Genomic DNA, 20300 nt, shown 5'->3' on the forward strand with positions numbered 1-20300 from the left:
CGTCGATGCCCGGGTGCTCGGCCGTGATCTCGTCGAGGAGTTCCTTGCGCCGGCCGGCGACGATCACCTTGTTGCCGGCCTCGTGCAGACGCAGGGCCAGACCGAGGCCGATGCCCGAGGTGCCGCCGGTGATCAGGATCGTGTTGCCGGTCATCTTCATGGGGGTCTTGCTCCTTCGGTACGGCGGGCCGGTGAGCGCCCGCAGCCTCGACCGTAGAGGCGCCCGCGCAGGGGCGGGAGAGGACGGTTCATCCATGGATCGGCGGTCCCTGGCTGAGCCGTGGACGACGCCACAGCCGGTCAGCGTCTCCAGACCAGGCGCGGCGAACCGCCGGTAGGAGACCCCGGTGGATCACAGTCCGTGTGGTGACGGCGGGGCCGGCTCCAGCGTTCGCGAGCCTCCGCAGCAGCACTGCTCCCGCGCCACCGGTTGTGGACCTCGCTGCACGGCATACGGGCATGAGCACCGTTTGGTCGTCCGTCGACTGTGCAGCACCCGACCACGGTCGCTCCGTCGGTCCGTACGCAAGGGTCCCTGTGCGATCTCGCTCAGGTATGTGTAGAGCTCGCCCGTGCTCGAGCCGGCGACGGTCGCGACGAGGTTGGCCTGCGGACTCCGGCGCGTGACCGAGTGATGACGCGCACACTGAGCCGGGGGCTGTGCGTGCGGCGTGTTAGCGTCCGGCCGTGATTTCCCCGGCATCGCATGCCTCCGCACCCGACGGCGCAATTGTCGGCACCGGTCCGGTGGGCTGCCCCGCAGCCTCGGGCGCACGTGACCCGCTCGGCGTGCTCGATCTGTTCGGCGACGGCTTCGTCCGTGACCCGTACCCCTGGCTGGCTGCCCTGCGGTCCGAGTCTCCGGTGCACCACGACGCCGCCACCGGGCTGTGGCTGGTCAGCCGTTACGACGATGTGCGCCGGGTACTGCTCGACCCGGCCGTGTTCCGTCCGGACAACGCCCTGCGCGCCGTCACCCCTTTGCCGGTCGCCGTGCTGCCAGTTCTCGCCCGGGCCGGCTTCACACTCCCACCCGCGCTCGCCAACAACGGGACCCCCAGCCACGCCGGACTGCGCCGCTTGGTGACCCGGTTCTTCAACGCCGAGCGCGTCGCCGCAGCCGTACCGATGATCCGGCGCGTCGCCGAGGAGTTGCTCGACACGGCGCGCTCGGAGCTCGACGCCACCAGCCGCTGCGAGCTGTTCACCTCCTTCGCCCAGGTTCTGCCGTGCCGGGTGCTGATGGAACTCCTCGGCATCCACGGGGTTGCCCCTGCCACCCTGATTCGCTGGAGTGATGCCTCGCTGGAGCTGTTCTGGGGCAGGCCCGCGCTGGACAGGCAACTGGAACTGGCGGAATCCGTCGGGGAGTTCCACCAGTGGCTGACCGACACGGTGCGTGGCGGCACTGCCCCGCCCAGCTCGTTCATCGGGGCGTTGGCCCGTCACCGCCTGCCGGGCGGCGAGCCGCTGGACGTCGAGACCGCGGTGGCCGCCTGCTTCTTCGTTTTCATCGCGGGCCAGTCCACCACCGGGCAACTCCTCGCCACAGTGCTGCAGCGAGGGCTCACCGAGCCCGGCCTGTGGCAGCGCGTGGCTCGGCAGACGGGTTTGGCCGAGGCCTGGGTGGAGGAGGTGCTGCGGCGCGAACCGCCGGTCGCCACTTGGCGCCGGATCACCGCGTGCGCGACCGAACTGGGCGGCGTGAGCCTCCCGGAGGGTGCCCAATTGCTGCTGATGCTGCTGGGCAGCGGATCCGACCCGGAGATCTTCCCCGGCCCGGAGCGGATGCGTCCACACCGGACGAACATCCGCCACCACCTCGCGTTCGGCGTCGGCCGTCATCGCTGCCCGGGCGCGTCCCTGGCGCGCACAGAGGCGGCCGTGGCCTTGCGGGCGGCGGCCGATCGCCTGCCGGGAGTGCGGCTGGAGCAGGGTGGGACCGAATCACCGGTGCTGGGTCTGCTGTCCTTCCGGGCACCCCTGCGCGTCACCGTCCTTCGATGAACCCGGCGCTTCCTGCGAGGAGTTGGGAGCGGTTGTCCAGCGACATCAGCACCATCGGGGGTGTCAGGGAAGGGGAGGCGAAGGCGCTGACGGTGCAGCCGTGAGGGCGATCGCCATCCAGGGCGGTGACCACGGCGACCGGGGCGGCGACGGCTGCCATGGCGTCGCGGAACGCCTGCGGGGTCGCGGTGTCGGACGGCTGGGCGGTGATCGGCTGCGTGGTGGTGGTCATGACCGGGCCGGCTTCGTGAGGCGCGGGTCGAGTCCGTACTGCTCGTGGGCGCCGAGGTTCTCGCGCAGGGTGGGGCCTTCGTAGTCGTCGTGGAACAGGCCGCGTTCCTGCAGGATCGGGACGACCTGGTCGACGAAGGCGTCGAAGCCGTCGTGGTAGCTGTCGATGGCGATCGAGAAGCCGTCGCAGGCCCCTGCCTCGAACCACTGCTGCATGTGGTCAGCCACGTCGGCGGCGGTGCCGGCGACCACCGGGTGGTAGTCGATGACGCCGTGGGCGAGCACATCGCGCAGCGTCCAGCCTTCCCGGGCCACTTCGAGGGCGCGGGCGGAGCGTGGGTCATGTGGGCTGGGCATGGCGTCGGCGAGCTGGTCCGCGGTCAGCGGCTCGTCGAGCCGGCCGGGGCCGAGCGGGAGGCCGATCATGGTGCCGAGGTAGCGGACGCGTTGGTTGAGGTCGACGACCTCGTCCAGGAAGCGGCGCCGCTGAAGGGCGGCCCGGCGCGAGGGGGCGATGGTCGGCATGAAGCCGGCGAGCATCTTCACCTCGTCCGGGTCGCGTCCGGCGCGCTTGGCGGCGTCTCGCAGGGACTGGCGCTGGGCCCGGGCGTCCTCGATGGTGTACGGGTTGGCGTAGACGCCGCTGGCGTAACGGCCCGCGAGTTCCAGGCCGTAACTGCCGCCGCCTGCCTGGAAGATGACCGGCTGGCCCTGCTCGGACGGGGGGATGGGCAGCGGGCCGCGGGAGGCGGCGTGCTTGCCCTGGAGGTTGACCGGCTGGATCTTGTCCATGTCGGCGAACCGCTTGCTGTCGACGTCGAGCAGCCAGGCGCCCTTCTCCCAGCTGCCCCACAGTGCCTGCACGATCTGGATGACCTCGTGGGCACGCTCGTACTTCTCCGCGCGCGGCGGGATCGTCGCGCCGAAGTTCGCCGCGGCGGCGGGGTCGGAGGTGGTCACCGCGTTCCATCCGGCCCGGCCGTGGCTGATCACGTCCAGTGCCTTGAACTGGCGGGCGAGATTGTAGGGCTCGGTGAACGTGGTGGAGGCGGTGGTGACCAGGCCGATCCGCTCGGTCTCGCGCGCGAGGACGGTCAGGATCAGCAGCGGGTCGATCATGTGGTGCGGGGAGTGGTGGTCGAGGTCGACGTCCAGGACCGGGGTGTCGGCGATGAACAGCAGCTGGATCTTGCCGCGCTCGGCGGCCTGCGCGTAACGCACGAACTGGTCCATGTCCGTGTAGCTGTTCAGGTTGGCACCCGGCAGCCGCCAGGCCCCGGGTGCGGCACCGTATCCGCCGCTGAACTGCATGCCCAGGATCATCTGTCGGCTTGTCACGGTTACTTCTCCAGACGAGGCGATGAAAACCGGAGGATGCCTCCGCTTATCTTATCGAGAATACGGAGGCATCCTCCGAATTGTCAAAGGGGGTGGGATCGTACGAGCGGGCCCCGGGCCGGCCGAATGCCGGCCCGGGCCCAGGCGCCGGATGGTTCCTGCGGGCGGAGGAACTACGGCCTGTCGAGGACTCCGGGGGTGTCATGCGGGACCACGCTCCGCCGCAGCGGAACCCGCTCCGTGCGGAGCGTGTTCACCGGTGCCGCCGGGTCAGCCATGCCGAAGGAGATGCCGAACAGCAGCTTGAGCTCCGCGGGGACGCCCAGGCACTCGCGGACGGTGTCGGCGTAGACGCCGAGTACGGTCTGCGGGATGCCGGCCAGCCCCCGGGCCGCCAGCGAGAGCAGGAAGTTCTGCGCGTACATGCCGATGTCGCCGGCCGTCCGTACCCCGTCGCCGAGGGCCGGCATGAACAGGAAGGCGGCATGGGGAGCGCCGTAGAACTCCAGGTTCTCGCGGACCGCCGCCCTTCTGCCGTCCCGGTCCGAGCGCTCGACACCCCGGGCCCGGTAGACACTCGCGCCCAGGGCCTGCGACCGCTCGTGGTAGAGGCCCTCGCCGTAGCCATCGGTGAAATCCGGGGAGGTCCGTCCCTCCTCCTCGGCCCGGAGCAGCTCTTTGGCCAGGGCGTCCCGTGCCGCACCCGAGACGACGTGCACCGTCCACGGCTGGGTGTTGCTGTTCGAGGGGGCGGTCTGCGCGTCTTCCAGCACGCCGCGGATGTCCGCGGGGGACAGGGCGGTGGGCAGGAACCGCCGGGGGGAGTGTCGCGAGCGTGCGATGTCGGTGAAGGGTGATGCGGTGCTGGGCAAGGCGGTTCCTCTCCATGGCGCGCAGTCACCGCCACGGCGGCACCGCCGCACAGCGCAGTACGGCAGCCATGCGAGGAGGCGGCCGGCGTAAGGGCCGGGCCGCGGGAGGCACCCTTGCGGGTACCGGCAGGCGTGCGGATGCTCGCAGGCGGTGGCGTGCCGAGACTGCAGGGCGCAGTGCGGGGGACTGTGCGCTCTTCGTGTTCGTCGTGTGTGTGCGTGGCGTGCCGGCGCTGCCGCTCTCGTGTCGTTGAGTGGACGAGAGTGGCGTCGGGTGACTCAGCGGTGGGCGGCGCGGTTCATCTCGACGACGTCGTCGACGGTGGGGTTGGCGCCGAGGGCGGCGAAGCGTTGCGGGAGGCTGTCGCGGATGGCCGCGTCCTTGGCGCGGTCGGCCGCGGCCAGGGCTGCCGGCAGTTCGTCGAGGGTGAGTTCGGTGCAGTAGGCGGGGCCGTTGGGCTGCTGGCGCCAGGAGTCGGCCAGTGTGCCGGCGTCGTAGGGGTCGAAGCCGGTGTCGTCCACGAGGTGCATGGCCACCTTCCGTGCCTCCTCGGTGTCGCCGGCGACGGGGATGGCGAGGCGGCCGGGTGTTCCGGCCGGAACCCCCTTGGTCCGCTGGGTTTCGGCCAGGGCGGCGTTCCATGCCTTGACCATGGGGCGGCCGAGCTGCTCGGCGGTGTACACGCTTTCCGCCTGGCCGTTGTCCACGGCCTCGATCGGCTCGCTGAGCATGCCGGGGTAGTAGTTCGCGGTGTCGATGACCACCGTCTCGGCGGGGACCGAGGCGAACAGGCCGGCCAGCTGGCCCGCCGCCCCGAAGGGGATGGACAGGACGATGACGTCCCGGTCCTGGACGGCGTCGGCGAGGTCCGCCGCGCGGGCCCCGGACTCGAGCACTTCTGCCCGGACGGCTTCGGGGCCGCGGGCGTTGGCCACCTGGACGTCGTGACCGGCCGTGCTGAGCTTGGCGGCGAGGTTCCCGCCGATGGCACCGGAGCCTATGACAGTAATTTTCATGATTTGTTCCTTGAATGGTTGTGCCACGCCCCTGAGGGCTGCGCGATGGGATGGCCGTGCGGTGGTGCCGTCTGGCGTTGCGGGGTCGGGGCAGGGGTGCCGGCGGTTTAGGCCTGGATGTCCTGCTGGCGGTAGCCGCTCGCGATGAGTGTGCGGAGCCGGTCCAGCGACTCCTCCCCGGTGCCGGTGCCCTTGATCCAGGCCACGGAGCAGGCCGCGAGGAACAGGTCGTGCCCCCGCACCGACGCGCGCACGCGCCCGGTGAGCTGCGCGGCTCGCACGTACTGGTCGGTGGCGGAGATGAGGATGTCGCAGGGAATCGTGAGCGGGAAGTGCCGGTACAGGGTGGCGGGCCCGACGCCCGCCTCGTTGGCCACCGCCTCCAGGGAGGTGCCGACCCCGTGCCGCAGGAAGTGACGCTGCGCGGTCTCCAGAAGGGCCGCGCGGTTGCGCTGAACGTCCGCGCGGGGTTTGCGTCCCCGCTGTTCACCGGCGCTCATGCGCCCTCCTGCCTGCCATGATCCCGCGGCCGCATCAAAACGGATGCTGCCTCCGTACGCATTCGAGAGTAAAACGGAGGCAGCATCCGGTCAAACCGGCGACCCGGCCACGGAGCCCGGACAGCGCAGGGTCGAAGCCAAGACGCAGCCTGAGCCGGACGCAAGAAGGTCGCCCTGCCTCTTCGCGGGACGACCTTCGATCCGAAAGCTACTGGCGGGTTACTTGTCACCTGGCGCGTGGTGAGGTGCCAGATCTTGAGCGGGCGTGGGTCGCGACGACTGTGAAGGCCGACCGACCGGGCGAGGGGCGAGACCGATCTTCGAGCGGCTGCAGAGAACCGTCGTTCACCCGGTGAAGTCGCCATCACCGCCGAGGCGGAGCATGGCGCGGTACAACTCGTCCTTGCTCAAAGGCGGTTGGGGAAGCGGATGTGCCCGCTCGGCGCGGAATCCGTCGAGCAGCAGGTGCAGGTAGCGGCGCCAAGCCTCGGGTGCGATGTCCTGAGTGGCTTCTGTGACGCGCGCGTTGGACCAGATCACGAAGGCGAGATCCTCGGGCGTGACGTCGGAGCGAAGCGTTCCCTGCTCCTGTGCACGTTCCACGATGCGGACAGCGAGTTCATGGATGCGTGACTGCGCCCCGGCGAGACACGCGGTCTCCGGCAGTCGTATGCCGGCCAGGTCCTGGAATCCCCTGTCTCCGACCTGGAGTTCACACATCGCCTCGAGGAAGAGGCACAACCCCTCCCACGCGTCGTCCAAGGCCACGGCCCTCTCGGCGGCCTCTCGCCAGGCTCCGAGCTTGTCGGCGAACACCGCCTGCACCAGGTGGAGTCGCGTGGGGAAGTGGCGGTACAGCGTGCCGATGGCCAGACCCGCTCGCTTGGCCACCTGCTCCAGCGAGGCTTCGATGCCCTGCTCGGCCAGGCACGTGCGAGCCGCCGAGAGCAGGGCGTCCCGGTTGCGTTGCGCGTCACGCCGCAGGGGGCGGCCCGTCGCGGCGTCGCCGCATGGTTGATGAGTGGACATGCCTCAAGGGTACTCAACGTGAGGGGGTCCTCATGTTCGCTGCTACGATGGCCAACATGAGGACCCCCTCGACTTTGCTCACGGGGTGTGGACCGCCGCCCAGTCGCATCCGGAGTCCGGGATGAAACGTGCTTCTGCGGGCACTGCGGGCCCCGCCCGTGACGACGTCTTCGCGCCTGGTCCGGTCATGGGTGAGAGGAAGCCGTGGGCCGGCCGAGAACCGCCCGCGTGCCTTCGGGTCGCAGCGGGAGGCGGCCCTCTCGCGTCCGCGCTGCGTGACCGGACCCGTGTCCGCCTTGACCTTTCGAAGCCCCGCCCAGGCAACCCACTACACAGCTCTGTTGACGTACCAGGAGACATGACGCCATGACGGAAACCCTCGGAATCATCGGCGCCGGCATGATCGGCGGAACATTGGCCCGCCTCGCCGTCGACGCCGGCCTGAATGTCGTCCTGAGCAACTCCCGGGCCCCTGAGACCCTCACCGACCTCGTCACCGAACTCGGCTCCCGCGCCCGCGCGGCCACCGCGGCCGAGGCGGCCCAGGCCGGCGACCTGGTCGTGGCCACCATTCCGCTTGGCGCCTACGACAAGCTGCCCGTCGACGCCCTGGCGGGCAAGACCGTGATCGACACGATGAACTACTATCCCGACCGCGACGGCCACATCACCGAGCTGGATTCCGGCGAGTTGACCTCCAGCGCCCTTGTGCAGCGCCACCTGGCCGGCTCCCATGTGGTCAAGGCGGGCAACAACATCGTCTTCAGCTGTCTGCTCACCTTCGCCCGCCCCGCCGGCGCCCCCGAGCGCAGCGCCCTGCCCATCGCAGGCGATCGACCGACCGCCAAGGCCGAGGCAGCCCGGCTGCTGGACAGCCTCGGCTACGACACGGTGGACATCGGCACCCTCGCCGAAAGCTGGCGCAGCGAACCCAACACCCCGGTCTACGTGCAGCCGTACCTTCCGGGCCAGCCGCCGGAGGGAGCCGGCCACGAAGAGCCAAGGCGGCGGTACCTCGAGGTCGGGGGAGTCCCGGTGCCCGCACACCGGGTGAAGGAACTGACCGACGGTGCCGTCCGGGGCCCCGCGGGCGGCAAGCTTCCCGAAGACACGCCCTGAGCCCCCGACTGAGTCGTGGCACCGGCAGTTCGCCCGGCGGGTGACCGCAGGCCGCCGACGGCTTCATGTTCGTGCTGCGCGAGCGGTGCCGACTCTTCCCGGGGAGGGCCGGCATCCCCCACCTCCCCTCCATGGCCACAGCCCACAGGTGGCCGTACTCATCCGCTCGTCCTCTTCCTCACCACTCGAACAGGAGCTCATCGCATGCCCGTCATCGCCATCGTCGGAGCCGGCCCCGGCATGGGCCTGTCCATCGCCCGCCGCTTCGGAGCCGAGGGCTTCCAGGTCGCCCTCATCTCCCGGACCCTGGGGAAGGTCGAAGCCCTGGCCGCGCAACTCGTGGAAGACGGAGTCGAGGCCGCGGGCTTCGCCGCCGACGTGATGCGTCCGGACACCGTGCGTTCCGCGCTCGCCGCCGCGGCCGACCGCTTCGGTCCCGTCGACGTGCTGGAGTACTCGCCGGCCGACCGGGGCCTCGCCGGTGTCGCTGCCGCCGACGCGACGGCCGGGGACCTCCAGCCACAGATCGACCACTACCTCTACGGAGCCGTCGCCGCCGTGAACCAGGTACTCCCGGGGATGCTGGAGCGCGGTAGCGGCACGCTCCTGTTCTCCACCGGTGGCTCCTCGGTACAGCCGAGGGGAGGCACCTTCGCCAGCATCGGCGTCGCCGCCGCCTCGCTGCGCAACTATGCGATGACCTTGAACGTGGAGCTCGCCGAGCAAGGCATCCACGCCGCACATGTGGCCATCAGCGTCTTCATCGGCAGTGGCCCCGGTACCGAGGCCGACACCATCGCCGAGCATTACTGGACCGCCCACACCGAGCGTGACAAGCCCGAGATCGTCCACGCCCTTCCCGGAGACGCGCCCAAAGGCCTTCCGGCTGCGTGAGTGGTGGCGACCCACGTCGTCGGTACACCCGATTTCTCACCCACCCACAGTCGCAGCACTCTCCTGTCTGCGGCGGAGCAAATGAGGCAGACGGACATGGCAAGAGGCATACAGGTTGGCGACAAAGCACCCGACTTCACTTTGCCGTCGCAATCCGGTGCATCGGTCCGGCTGTACGACCGACTCGGCGTAGGGGCGGTCGTCCTGTACTTCTATCCCAAGGACGAAAGTCGCGGCTGTACAGCCGAGGCGTGTGCTTTCCGGGACAGCCACGAGGTCTTCACCGACGCCGGGGCGGAGGTCATCGGCGTGAGTTCCGACTCGGTGGGCAAGCACGCGGCCTTCGCCGGCCGGCACGAACTGCCCTTCACGCTGCTCAGCGACGAGACGGGACAGGTGCGCAAGCAGTACGGCGTTCCTACCGTGTTGGGCTTCATCCCGGGCCGGGTCACCTACGTCATCGACCGCCAGGGAACGGTCCTGCGTGTCTTCAACTCGCTGACCAACACGGACCAGCACGTCAAGGAGGCGCTCGACGTGGTCCGCGGCATCCAGACCGAGGACCCGGTCTGACGCCGCCGCGATCCACCTCCGGCCGGGCGGATCGCTGTGCCCTGTTCCCCGAGCAGATCGCCCGCTTGGACCAGGCCCTCACCGATGCAGGGGTCGGCCACCACATCGGAGTCTGTGAACACATGGCCGACCCCGCGTTCGACACCACAGACAGGAACATGACCATGCCCAACGGCACAATGAGAGCAGCTCAGTTCGACCGATCCGGCGGTCCGGAGGTGCTGAAGATCCGCGATCTTCCTGTGCCGATCCCGGCGCGCGGCCAGGTACTCGTCAAGGTGCACGCGGCCGGCGTCAATCCCATCGACGTCCAGTTGCGACGGCTCCGGCTGGGTTCCTACCCCCGCGGGACCGGTGTGGACTACGCGGGAGAGGTGGCCGCGCTCGGCCCGGGGGTCGACGGTCTGGAACCCGGGCAGCGGGTATGGGGCTTCCTGGGCATCCGCATGCGCAAGACCGGTGCCGTCGCCGAGTACCTCGTCGCGAAACCGGAGCAGATGGCGCCCGCGCCCACCAGCGTCGACTTCGCAGCGGCGGCGGCGCTGCCCGCCGTCGGCCTCACCGCTCTGCAGGCCCTGCGGGACGGGCTGCGGCTGCGGAGCGGCCAGCGGCTCCTGGTGGTCGGCGCCAGCGGTGGAGTCGGCAGCACCGCCGTCCAGCTCGGCAAGGCCATGGGCGCGAGCGTCACGGCCGTCGCGAGTGCCCGCAACGCCGACTTCTGCCGTGAGCTCGGAGCGGACCAGGTACTCGACTACGACTCGATCAAGCCCGGCGCGCTGACCGGAGAGTTCGACGCGCTCGTGGACTGTCACGGAGGCTCCGCGCGGCAGTACCACCGGATGGTGCGCAGAGGTGGCCGCGCCGTCACCATGACCATGAAGGGCCTGCCGTTCGCCCTGCTCTCCGTGCTGCTCCCCGGTCCCCGGATGCGTTTCATGTCCGAGAAGATGCGGCGCGACGACATGGAGGCCCTGGTCGGCTACGTGGACCGCGGCGAACTGCGCCCGGTGGTCGAGCAGGTCTATCCGCTGACCGCCGTCCAGGACGCCCACCGCGCGGTCGAGACCGGCCACGCCCGAGGCAAGCGCGTTGTGGACCCAACTCAGTAAGTCGGCCCCACTCGGGCATCGTCCCGATGGCGGTCCGGTACACCGCGGCCACCGAGGGGCCGCGCACCCAGATCCCGCCGGGTGTGCCCACCGGGACGGGCACCCTGGTCGGGTCCCCGACCGTCACCTCGCCCTGAGGCACAGGGACCCTGTCGAGGGGCCGTTTCGGCGGGCGCCGTAGGGCGAGTGCGATTCTCGTCACCAGCTCCATGATGAAGGCCCAGGTCATCGACCTGGGCCTTTTCGCTGTCTTCGGTGATCAGTTGTCGCACGCCTCATGCATGCCAGAACGTCGATCGTCGGTCGCCGGCGGATGGATACCGGACCACAACCGGACCACAAGTGTTACGCGTGCGAACCGCCGGCCACATGCGGACGCAAACAGCCCGATCGACCGTGGAGCCGTTCACGGAGCCGCCGGCGGGGATCCTTCGCCGGAACAGCGAGGAGGCCGGACGTTGGGGATCGAGCAGCTGTCCATGTACGGGTATGCGTCGAAAGCGGAGGTTCTCGCGGACGCGCGGCGGTACTGGAATCCGGACAAGACGTCGTTCTGGCAGGACGAGGGCGTCCCGCTCGTCATCGGGGAACGGTCCGGGTACCGGCTGACCGACGTCGACGGCCACGAGGTGATCGACGTCCATCTGAACGGCGGCACCTACAACCTCGGGCATCGCAACCCCGAACTGGTGGACACGCTCACGCGTGCCGCCCAGTACCTCGACATCGGCAACCACCACTTCCCCACGCCGGGCCGTGCGGCGCTGGCCCGGCGGCTCGTCGAGGCGACGCCCGGCGCCGACAAGGCCGTCTTCGGCTCCAGCGGAGCTGAGGCGGTCGACGTCGCGCTGAAGAGCGCGCGGTACGCCACCGGGCGGCGAAAGGTCGTGTCGGTGATGAAGGCCTACCACGGGCACACCGGACTGGCCGTCGCCACCGGGGACTCCCGGTTCTCGCAGCTGTTCCGGTCGGACAACCCCGCCGAGTTCGTCCAGGTGCCGTTCAACGACCTCGACGCGATGGCGTCGGCACTCGCCGGGGAGGACATCGCCGCGGTGATCATGGAGACCGTTCCGGCCACTTACGGCTTCCCGCTGCCCGAACCCGGCTACCTGGCCGGTGTGAAGCAGGTGTGCCAGACCACCGGCACCCTCTACATCGCCGACGAGGTCCAGACCGGCCTCGGCCGGACCGGCGAGCTGTGGGGCGTGTACGCGGAAGGCGTCACCCCCGACATCCTCGTGACGGGCAAGGGGCTCAGCGGCGGTCTCTACCCGATCAGCGCCGCCCTGCTCGGCACGGCGGCGGGCGGTTGGCTGGAACAGGACGGCTTCGCCCACATGGCGACCTTCGGGGGCGCCGAGCTCGGCTGCGCCGTCGCGGTCAAGGTCCTGGAGATCACCCAGCGGTCCGACACCCGCGAGAACGTCCGCCGGCGCATCGGCCAGTTCGCCGCGGGACTCGCCGACCTGCGCGCCGAACTGCCGCACGCGCTCACCGGGATACGACAGAAGGGCCTGGTCATCGGGCTGGAGTTCGGCGCCACCGGAGCGAAGCCGGTCATGGCCGAGCTCTACCGGCAGGGCGTATGGGCGATCTTCTCCACGCTCGACCCGGCCGTCCTCCAGTTCAAGCCGGGGCTGTTGCTCACCGAGCGGGAGACCGACAAGATCCTCGCGCGCCTGCGGGACGCCGTACGGAAGGTGGCCGCCGCCCATGTCTGACACCTCTGCCGGCACTTTCGTGACCGCGCGTCCCGGCCTGACCTGGGACCGGCAGGTCACCGCCGCGCTCGCCGCGTTCGGCCGTGACGCGGCTCTGGCCGACGCCCGTCTGCTCAGCCTGTCGGAGAACGCGACCTATCTGTGCACCTTCACCGACACCCCCGAGGCCCCCGACGCCCCCGCACCGCTCGTCCTGCGCCTGCACCGGCCCGGTTTCCGTACGCTGCCGCAGATCCGCAGCGAGTTGATGTGGATCGAGCGGCTGCGTGCCGACGGCGCGGTCCTCACACCGGCGGTGGTGCCGGCCCCGTCGGGCGAACCGGCCGTGAGCTTCCCCGGCGCGGGCGGGGCTCTCCAGCACGCCGCGCTGTTCGAGTTCGCGCCCGGCGCCGAGCCCGACGCCACGGACACGGACTTCGCGGACGTGATGGAGCTCGTGGGCCGGGAAACCGCCGCCCTGCACCGGCACGCGCTGCGATGGGAACGGCCGGACGTCTTCACCCGGCCCGACTGGGACCTCGACAACCTGATCGGCGCGGCCTCGCTGTGGGGACGCTGGCGGGACAACCCGGACGTGCGCGAAACGCGCGGTGGCACCGAGGTGCTCGGGCTGGCCGAGGAGAAGCTGGCCCGTGAACTCGGCGCATACGGCAGGAGCGAGGCCGTCTTCGGCCTGATCCACGGCGACCTGCGTGCCGCCAATCTGCTCGTCGCCCCGGACGCGGTGCGCCTCATCGACTTCGACGACTGCGGCACCGGCTGGTTCCTGTACGACCTGGCGTGCTCGCTGTCGTTCGTCGAACACGATCTCCGGGTCGACGGCTGGGTGACCGCGTGGCTGCGTGGCTACGAGTCGCGGCGGCCGCTGCGGGACGAGGACGTACGGGCCGTCCCCGCCCTGGTGATGCTGCGCAGGCTGATGCTCGTCGCGTGGGTCCACAAGCGCGGGGACACGGACTTCGCGGCCTCGCTGCGGCCGACGTTCGCGGCGCAGTCGGTGGAACTCGCGCGCCGTTACCTCGCCGACGGCTACCTCGCCGACGTACGCCATGAGCGCTGACCCGATGGGCGCTGACCCGATGGACGCTGCTCCGATGGGCGCTGACCCATCCGGCGTCCGGCTCGGCCCGGCCGCCGGACGGGTCGCGGAGGGTGTCCTGTCGATGATCGAACGCGGTCAGGTCCGCATGGGCGGCCGGCTGCCCCCCGAACGCCGTCTGTCGGAACACTTCGGCGCGAGCCGGGAGTCCGTCCGGCGAGCCCTGGCCTGGCTCGAAGCGGCGGGTGAGGTGCGTCGGACGCGCGGCAAGGCCGGGGGGACGTTCGCGCTGTGCCCCAACCCGAACTGGCCCGCCTACAGCTGGAGCCGCCTCGCGGACGGCCACGATCGCGTGGTGGCCCGGCAGCCGGGCATCGACGTGAACGTCCCCGCCTTCCTGCGGCATCAGCACTTCGAGGTCGCGACCCGGGTCGTGTCCACCGGGGTGCGGCAGGGCGAGGCCGAGATCTGCGCCGCGCTCGGCCTGCCGGCCCGCTCGCAGACGGTGGCGATCGAGCGGGTGCGGCTCGCCGACGGGGTGCCGCTGTCGTGGGAGCGGCTGTTCGTGTCGGCGGAGCGCTTCCCCGAAATCCTCGACCAGGATCTCACCGGCTCGCTGTCACAGGTGTTCGGCGACCTGTACGGCGTCACGGCCTGCGAGGTGTCCGAGCGCATCCGCGTCCGTCTCGCCGAGAGCCACCACGCGGACCACCTCGACGTGTCGGTCGGCCAGCCGCTGCTGGCGATCACGCGCACGTCCTACGACCAGCACGGCGCGCCCCTGGAGTTCTCCTACGACCTCTTCCGGGCGGACCGAACCGAACTCCACGTCTCCTCGACGAACCGTGACTCCGGCTCCGGAGCGCCGAACAACCCGGAGGTACTCCCATGACACCGGAACCCACGCTCGCCACCGGTCCCTCCACCGCCCTCACACCGTCCGCCCCGGCCCTCCGACGCACCCTCGGTGTCGGCTCCCTGGTCTTCATGGTCGTCGCGGCCGCCGCGCCGTTGACCGTGGTCGGCGGCACGGTGCCGCTCGTCTTCAGTACCAGCCAGAGCACCGGGGTACCGGCCCACTACCTGATCGCGGCCGTCGTCCTCACCGTCTTCTCCGTCGGCTTCACGACCATGAGCAGGTACGTCCACAACGCCGGCGCCTTCTACACCTACGTACGGGCCGGGCTCGGCAAGTTCGCCGGAACCGGTTCCGCGACCCTCGCCCTGTTCTCGTACGCGGTGCTGGCGATCTCGGTGTACGCGTACTGCGGAGCCGCCACGACGAACGCGCTCGACCACTACTTCGGAATCAGCACTCCCTGGTGGGTCTGGACGGGCCTGACCGCGCTGCTCGTGGCCTGGCTCGGATACCGGGACATCGAGCTCAGCTCGAAGGTGCTGGGGCTGCTGCTGGTTGGTGAGGTCGCCGTGATCCTGATCCTCGACGTGGCCGTGATCGCACGCGGCGGCCACTCCTCGCTGACCTGGAGCCCGTTCTCGCCGGTGTCGGCGAGCGAGGGCAACCCCGGCATCGGGCTGATGTTCGCGTTCTTCGGTTTCATCGGGTTCGAGGCGACGGCGGTGTTCCGCGACGAGACCAGAGATCCCCACCGCACGATCCCCCGAGCCACCTACATCGCCGTGATCTCCATCGGGCTCTTCTACGCGCTCTCCTCGTGGGCGATCGCCATGGGATCGGGTGTCACCCGCGTCGTGTCCGACTCGACCGCCGACCCGGAGGGACTCGTCGTCACCCTCGCGGGCGACTACGTCCTGCCCGTCCTCGGCGACATCATCCAAGTGCTGCTCGTGACCAGCCTGTTCGCCTGCGTGCTGTCCTTCCACAACGTCGTCACCCGCTACCAGTACGCGCTCGGCGCCGAGCGGGTGCTCCCGGCCCGGCTCGGCAGGATCCATCCCACGCACGGCGCACCGTCGTGGTCGTCGCTCGTGCAGAGCGCCGTCTCCGCGGTGGCGCTCGTAGCGGTCGCGGCCGCCGGGCTGGACCCGGTGACGCAGATCTACGCGTGGCTGTCGGGAGCCGCCACCCTCGGGCTGCTGCTGCTCATGTCGCTGACGAGTGTCGCGGTCATCGTGTACTTCGCCCGGCACGCCACGGCTCACTCCCGCTGGCGCACGCTCGTCGCCCCCGCGCTCGCCCTGGCCGGACTGCTGGGCGTGACCGTCCTGGTGGTGGACAACTTCCCCCTGCTCGTCGGCGGCACCGCCGTGGCGTGGGCCATGGCCGGCGCGGTGGCGCTGTCGTTCGCCGTGGGAGTCGTGCTGGTGACACGGAACCGGGCCGTGTGACGGCCGCGACTCGGATATATAAGACATCGCGACCACATCAGGCATCGCGACCACACCAGGCATCGCGACTCAGAGACATCGGGCATACAGGAAAACGAGGAACGCCATGAGCCCCCAGACCAGGAAAGTCGCCGTCGTCGGCGGCACCCGCGGCATCGGCGCCGCCATCACGTCGACATTCGTGCGCGCCGGACACGACGTTCTGCTGACCGGACGGACCGTCGCGGACGGCGCCGTCGAGAAGTTCCGTGCCGAGGCGACACGGGCGGGGCAGACCGTCGACGCGGTCGCCCTCGACTCGGCGGTGCCGGACTCGTCCGAGCAACTCGCCGCGGCGGCCTCGTCGCTGCTCGGCGGCCTCGATGTGCTGTGCCTCAACGCGGGCGTCTTTCCGAGCAGGCCGTTGGCGGAGATGACGTACACCGACCTCCGCGAGGTCTTCGCGGTGAACGTCGAGAGCCAGATACTGGCCGTCGCGGCGTGTCTGCCGTTGCTGCGGGCGTCGGCGAGCGGCCGGGTCGTGTTCACCTCGTCGATCACCGGCCCGGTCACCGGGTTCCCGGGGTGGAGCCATTACGGTGCGAGCAAGGCCGCCCAGCTCGGTTTCATGCGCACGGCGGCGCTGGAGCTCGCGCCGTACGGAATCACCGTGAACGCGGTGGCCCCGGGAAACGTGGCGACCGAGGGCCTGGACGGCATGGGCGACGCCTACCTCGCGCAGATGACGGCGACGATCCCGCTGGGCCGCCTCGCACGGCCTCAGGAAATCGCCGACGCGGTCGAGTTCCTCGCCAGTGAGCGGGCGTCGTTCATCACGGGCCAGGTCATCACCGTCGACGGCGGCCAGACACTGCCCGAGTCCCCGGAGGCGGTGCTGCCGGTCGCGGCGACGGTCCGGAGCTGACCCGGTGTCCGGCACCAGGTGTCCCCTGCGGACTCTCTTCAAGCCCGGCGAGCGGCGAACTGGCAGCACCGGCACCGGGGATCAGTCAAGACATCCCTGGTGCCCGCGAGGCGGTCGCGCTTCCTTTCACGCGGGGCGGTTCCTGTGCCGTCATGAGCCGTTGCCGGGCCAGTCGGCGTTCGCGCTGCCGTTCGGGGTCGGCCACGGGTGCGGCCATCTGCAGGCGCTGCGTGTACGGGTGCCGTGGCTGGTCGCACACCTGGCGGGCGTCACCCTCCTCGACGATCTCGCCGTGCAGCAGTACCGCGATCCGGTGGCTCATCCTGCGCACCACCTCGAGGTCGTGGGTGATGAAGAGGTAGGCGCATTCGGTGACTTCCTGGATCTCCAGAAGCAGGTCGAGCACCTTGGTCTGGGTGGACAGGTCGAGTGCGCTGGTGGGTTCGTCGCAGATGATCAGCTTGGGCTGGAGGGCCAGAGCCCGGGCGATGGCGATGCGCTGCCGCTGGCCGCCGGAGAACTCCTTCGCCAGCCGCTGCCCGGCGTCGGCGGGCAGGCCGACCCGGTCCAGTAGTTGGCGCACCCTGTCGCGCCCCGTCTGTCGGCCCTGCCCGAGCAGGGGTTCGGTGAGGATCTCCTCGATGGTCATGGAGGGATTGAGGGAGGAGTAGGGGTCCTGGAAGACGACTTGGATCTCCTGGGCGGTGCGGCGGCGCTCCTTCGTGCTCAGCGCGGTCAACTCGACACCGCCGAGGCGGATGGAACCGCCGGTCACCGGCGCGAGACCGAGGGCGGCACGGCCGACCGTGGTCTTGCCGGAGCCGGACTCGCCCACCAGGCCGAGGGTCTCACCAGGCCGGATGTGCAGGGATATCCCTTTGAGCACGTCGATGGGTGTGCCCCGCCATCCGCGGCCCGGGTAGGCGACACGCAGATCCGAGATGCGTAGCAGTGCGTCCTCTGTCATGCCGACCTCGTCCAGGGCTCGCGGGTGACGGAGCCGTCCAGCATCGAATTCAGGAGCATCTTCGTATACGCGTCCAGGGGCGTCCGGAACAGGTCCAGGGTGTCGTTGGTCTCCACCACGGCTCCCTGCCTCATCACACTGACCCGGTCGCAGATGTCGGCGACGACGCCGAAGTTGTGCGTCACCAGGATCATGGCCATGCCTCGTTCCTGTTGGAGGGCGCGTATCAGGTCGAGCACTTCGGCCTGCACGGTGACGTCCAGCGCGGTGGTGGGTTCGTCCGCGATGATCAGGTCGGGGCCGGCAGCGACGGCTCCGGCGATCAGGACGCGCTGCGCCATGCCGCCGGAGATCTGGTGCGGATAGGAGTCGAAGACGCGCCGCGGATCCTTGATGCCGACCTGCCCCAGCAGTTCGGTCAGCTCCCGGCGGGCCTCAGCCTTGCCGACGTCCTTGACGGCTCGCAGGCCGTAGCCGAGTTGCGCGCCGATGGTGAACGAGGGGTCGAGGTTGGACATCGGCTCCTGCGGCACGTAGCTGATCCGTCTGCCGCGCACCTCTCGCAGGTTTTTCTCGTCGCGCAGGTCGAGGCCGTCGAAGGTGATCGCGCCGCCGAGGACGACCGCGTCACGCGGAAGGATGCCGAGCACGGAGAAGGCGGTCTGGGACTTGCCCGACCCCGACTCGCCGACGAGGCCGAGGATCTCACCGCGGCGCACATCCAGGCTCACGCCATGGACGACCGTCTTGACCTGCGCGTCGGCGGTGGGATACCCGACGACCAGGTGACGCACGCTCAGCAGCGCGTCTGCCGCCTCCGCGACGCTCTCGGCCGGCGCCGGCCGGGCGGCCCGCAGCCGTGCGACGGCCTTCGGCCGGAGCGGCTGCGCCTGGGCCCGCCCGGTCTGCAGGACGTCCCGCAGGGCGTTGCCGAGAAGCACCAGGCACAGGGTGGTCGCGGTGATCAGCAGTGCTGGCCAGACGACGTTGAGCCGGGCGATGTAGATGTTGTTGAACGCGTCCTGGAGCATTCCGCCCCAGGAGGGTGAGGTCGGGTCGCCGAGGCCGAGGAATTCGAGGCCGGCCTGGATGGCGATGCCCGCGCCCAGTACGAACGAGCTCTGCACGGTGACAGGTGCCCGGACCGCGCGGAGCACGTGCCGGGAGACGATCCGGGCATCGGACAGGCCTGCCACCTTGGCCGCGTCCACGTAGAGTTCCTGCCGGACGCCAAGCACCAGGTTGCGGACCAGCCGGTAGTAGGACGGTGCGATCAGCACACCGAATATCGCCATCGCGATCAGAATCGACGGCCCGATCACCGTGTACAGGGCGATCAGCAGCACGAAGCCGGGCAGGGCCATGACCGTGTTGGACACCCACGAACCGACGGTGTCGAACCGGCCGCCGAAATACCCCGCGACCAGGCCTGCGGTGACGCCGAGCGCCAGCGACACCACCAGCACCACCAGCGATGCCGTCAGCGTGCCGAGCGTGGCGTGCATCAGCCGGGACAGGACGTCCCTCCCGGACTGGTCACCGCCGAGCAGATAGCCGCCGGTCAGCGGTGGAGCGTTGGTCAGCTGCAGCCGCGCCTCATTCGGGTCGTGCGGGGCGAGGAAGGGTGAGGAGAGGCCGAGCAGCACGATCAGCGCGAGTACCACGGAGCTGAACAGACCCAGCGGATTGCGCAACAGGCGTTTGATGGTCATGACAGGCGCGCCTTCGGATTCAGCCAGCCGACCAGCAGGTCGACGGTGATGTTGACGACGACCACGACGGCGATGCTGAACAGCACCGATCCCATGACCGCCGGGATGTCGCCCTGGAGGGCCGAACTGTCGGCGAGCAGCCCCATACCCGGCAGCGCGAACACCCGCTCGATGATCACGACGCCGCCCATCAGGGCGACCGTCTGCAGCGAGAGGATCGTCATGCCCGGCCCAGCGGCGTTGCGCAGCACATGGCGGAAGATCACCGCCCGTTCGCTGATGCCCCGGGACCGGAGCGTACGGACGAAGTCCTGACGCAGGACATCGATGACCGCTCCGCGGAACTGCTGGGCCGCGCCGGCGATCGAACCGATCAGCACCGCCAGCACGGGCAGTACCAGGGACTTGGCCCAGCCCATCGGATCGACGTCCGGCGACACGTAACCGGTGGCGGGGAACAGGGGGACAGCGATGGCGAAGACGAATATCAGCGCGATGGCCACCACGAAGTTCGGGACGGCGGCCCCCAGGACGCCGACCACCTGGAGGAAGCGGTCGACGGCACCGCCGCGCACGGCGGCGGTCACCCCGATGAGAACGCTCAGGATCAGGGTGAGCAGGAGCGCCGGCAGGATGATCGCCAGCGTCACGGGAACCCGGGTGGCCAGCATGTTCGTCACCGGCTCGCCGGTGAAGTAGCTGGCGCCCAGATCTCCTCGGGCCAGGCCGCCGAGCCACTTGGCGTACTGGACGGCCACGGGCTGGTCGAGACCGAGCTCCGTGACCTTCGCGGAGACCTGGGCCTGGGTGGCGCTCTGGCCCAGGACACGCCGGGCGATGCCGGTGCCGTCGCTGAACACCAGTGCGTAGGTGATCGCTGTCACCACGATCGTGAGGACGATGCTCGACAGCGTCTGCCGCACCGCGAACCTGAGCATGGCTCTTTCCCTCCCGG

20 protein-coding genes are annotated in these 20300 nt (G+C 70.0%); 10 read left to right on the forward strand and 10 right to left on the reverse strand.

Annotated features, from left to right (window positions below):
- Window positions 1-160, reverse strand: a 160-nt coding sequence (locus AB0I77_RS39415; protein WP_363287735.1) for an SDR family NAD(P)-dependent oxidoreductase, incomplete at its 3' end; no start/stop codon positions are given.
- 527 nt (window positions 161-687) lie between these two features.
- Between AB0I77_RS39415 and AB0I77_RS39420 the strand changes: the two genes are divergently transcribed.
- Window positions 688-2007, forward strand: coding sequence for a cytochrome P450 (locus AB0I77_RS39420; RefSeq protein ID WP_363287633.1), 1320 nt, complete (start codon window positions 688-690; stop codon window positions 2005-2007).
- Here the strand turns inward: AB0I77_RS39420 and AB0I77_RS39425 are convergent.
- The 6 genes from AB0I77_RS39425 to AB0I77_RS39450 all read right to left on the reverse strand — a co-directional run bounded on the left by AB0I77_RS39425 (window position 1991) and on the right by AB0I77_RS39450 (window position 6994).
- A complete protein-coding gene (locus tag AB0I77_RS39425; RefSeq protein ID WP_363287634.1) occupies window positions 1991-2239 on the reverse strand; it encodes a flavin reductase in 249 nt (82 codons plus the stop codon). The two genes, AB0I77_RS39420 and AB0I77_RS39425, sit on opposite strands and share 17 nt — an antisense overlap.
- Entirely contained in the window at window positions 2236-3576 is a 1341-nt protein-coding gene (locus AB0I77_RS39430) for an NtaA/DmoA family FMN-dependent monooxygenase (protein WP_363287635.1), read from the reverse strand. Before AB0I77_RS39430 ends, AB0I77_RS39425 begins: the two co-directional genes overlap by 4 nt.
- A gap of 173 nt (window positions 3577-3749) precedes the next feature.
- Entirely contained in the window at window positions 3750-4448 is a 699-nt protein-coding gene (locus tag AB0I77_RS39435; protein ID WP_363287636.1) for a nitroreductase, read from the reverse strand.
- Window positions 4449-4727: 279 nt separating this feature from the next.
- Complete coding sequence (locus AB0I77_RS39440; protein ID WP_363287637.1) at window positions 4728-5465, reverse strand: NAD(P)-binding domain-containing protein; 738 nt, start codon at window positions 5463-5465, stop codon at window positions 4728-4730.
- A 107-nt stretch (window positions 5466-5572) separates the two neighbouring features.
- Window positions 5573-5965, reverse strand: coding sequence for a TetR family transcriptional regulator (locus AB0I77_RS39445; protein WP_363287638.1), 393 nt, complete (start codon window positions 5963-5965; stop codon window positions 5573-5575).
- A gap of 345 nt (window positions 5966-6310) precedes the next feature.
- The gene (locus tag AB0I77_RS39450) at window positions 6311-6994 is read right to left on the reverse strand and encodes a helix-turn-helix domain-containing protein (protein WP_363287639.1); all 684 of its coding nucleotides are present in this window, start codon (window positions 6992-6994) and stop codon (window positions 6311-6313) included.
- A 366-nt stretch (window positions 6995-7360) separates the two neighbouring features.
- On the opposite strand from AB0I77_RS39450, the gene AB0I77_RS39455 reads away from it, so the two are divergent.
- The 9 genes from AB0I77_RS39455 (at window position 7361) to AB0I77_RS39495 (ending at window position 16666) form a co-directional block, all read left to right on the forward strand.
- On the forward strand, window positions 7361-8113 hold the full coding sequence (locus AB0I77_RS39455) for an NAD(P)-binding domain-containing protein (RefSeq protein WP_363287640.1): 753 nt from the start codon (window positions 7361-7363) through the stop codon (window positions 8111-8113).
- 204 nt (window positions 8114-8317) lie between these two features.
- The gene (locus tag AB0I77_RS39460) at window positions 8318-9007 is read left to right on the forward strand and encodes an SDR family NAD(P)-dependent oxidoreductase (protein ID WP_363287641.1); all 690 of its coding nucleotides are present in this window, start codon (window positions 8318-8320) and stop codon (window positions 9005-9007) included.
- A gap of 96 nt (window positions 9008-9103) precedes the next feature.
- Window positions 9104-9580 (forward strand): peroxiredoxin, encoded by a 477-nt coding sequence (locus tag AB0I77_RS39465; RefSeq protein ID WP_363287642.1) that lies wholly within the window; start codon window positions 9104-9106, stop codon window positions 9578-9580.
- 164 nt (window positions 9581-9744) lie between these two features.
- A complete protein-coding gene (locus AB0I77_RS39470) occupies window positions 9745-10689 on the forward strand; it encodes an NAD(P)-dependent alcohol dehydrogenase (protein ID WP_363287643.1) in 945 nt (314 codons plus the stop codon).
- A 458-nt stretch (window positions 10690-11147) separates the two neighbouring features.
- The gene (locus tag AB0I77_RS39475; RefSeq protein WP_363287644.1) at window positions 11148-12413 is read left to right on the forward strand and encodes an aminotransferase class III-fold pyridoxal phosphate-dependent enzyme; all 1266 of its coding nucleotides are present in this window, start codon (window positions 11148-11150) and stop codon (window positions 12411-12413) included.
- The gene (locus tag AB0I77_RS39480) at window positions 12406-13473 is read left to right on the forward strand and encodes a phosphotransferase (protein WP_363287645.1); all 1068 of its coding nucleotides are present in this window, start codon (window positions 12406-12408) and stop codon (window positions 13471-13473) included. Before AB0I77_RS39475 ends, AB0I77_RS39480 begins: the two co-directional genes overlap by 8 nt.
- A 34-nt stretch (window positions 13474-13507) precedes the next feature.
- Window positions 13508-14344, forward strand: coding sequence for a GntR family transcriptional regulator (locus tag AB0I77_RS39485; protein WP_363287646.1), 837 nt, complete (start codon window positions 13508-13510; stop codon window positions 14342-14344).
- Window positions 14341-15762, forward strand: a complete 1422-nt coding sequence (locus AB0I77_RS39490) for an APC family permease (protein WP_363287647.1) — start codon at window positions 14341-14343, stop codon at window positions 15760-15762. Before AB0I77_RS39485 ends, AB0I77_RS39490 begins: the two co-directional genes overlap by 4 nt.
- 106 nt (window positions 15763-15868) lie before the next feature.
- Window positions 15869-16666, forward strand: a complete 798-nt coding sequence (locus tag AB0I77_RS39495; RefSeq protein WP_363287648.1) for an SDR family NAD(P)-dependent oxidoreductase — start codon at window positions 15869-15871, stop codon at window positions 16664-16666.
- Between the two features lie 85 nt (window positions 16667-16751).
- Here AB0I77_RS39495 and AB0I77_RS39500 read toward each other — a convergent pair whose 3' ends face one another.
- The 3 genes from AB0I77_RS39500 to AB0I77_RS39510 are packed head-to-tail and all read right to left on the reverse strand — an operon-like array spanning window position 16752 to window position 20283.
- Window positions 16752-17633 carry an ABC transporter ATP-binding protein gene (locus AB0I77_RS39500; protein ID WP_363287649.1) on the reverse strand — a complete coding sequence of 294 codons (882 nt, stop codon included), beginning with the start codon at window positions 17631-17633 and terminating at the stop codon, window positions 16752-16754.
- Complete coding sequence (locus tag AB0I77_RS39505) at window positions 17630-19345, reverse strand: dipeptide/oligopeptide/nickel ABC transporter permease/ATP-binding protein (protein ID WP_363287650.1); 1716 nt, start codon at window positions 19343-19345, stop codon at window positions 17630-17632. The genes AB0I77_RS39500 and AB0I77_RS39505 overlap by 4 nt, the downstream gene beginning before the upstream one ends.
- The gene (locus AB0I77_RS39510; protein ID WP_363287651.1) at window positions 19342-20283 is read right to left on the reverse strand and encodes an ABC transporter permease; all 942 of its coding nucleotides are present in this window, start codon (window positions 20281-20283) and stop codon (window positions 19342-19344) included. Before AB0I77_RS39510 ends, AB0I77_RS39505 begins: the two co-directional genes overlap by 4 nt.
- Between the last annotated feature and the right edge of the window lie 17 nt (window positions 20284-20300).

It is taken from the genome of Streptomyces sp. NPDC050619 (assembly GCF_040654815.1).
GTDB lineage: Bacteria > Actinomycetota > Actinomycetes > Streptomycetales > Streptomycetaceae > Streptomyces.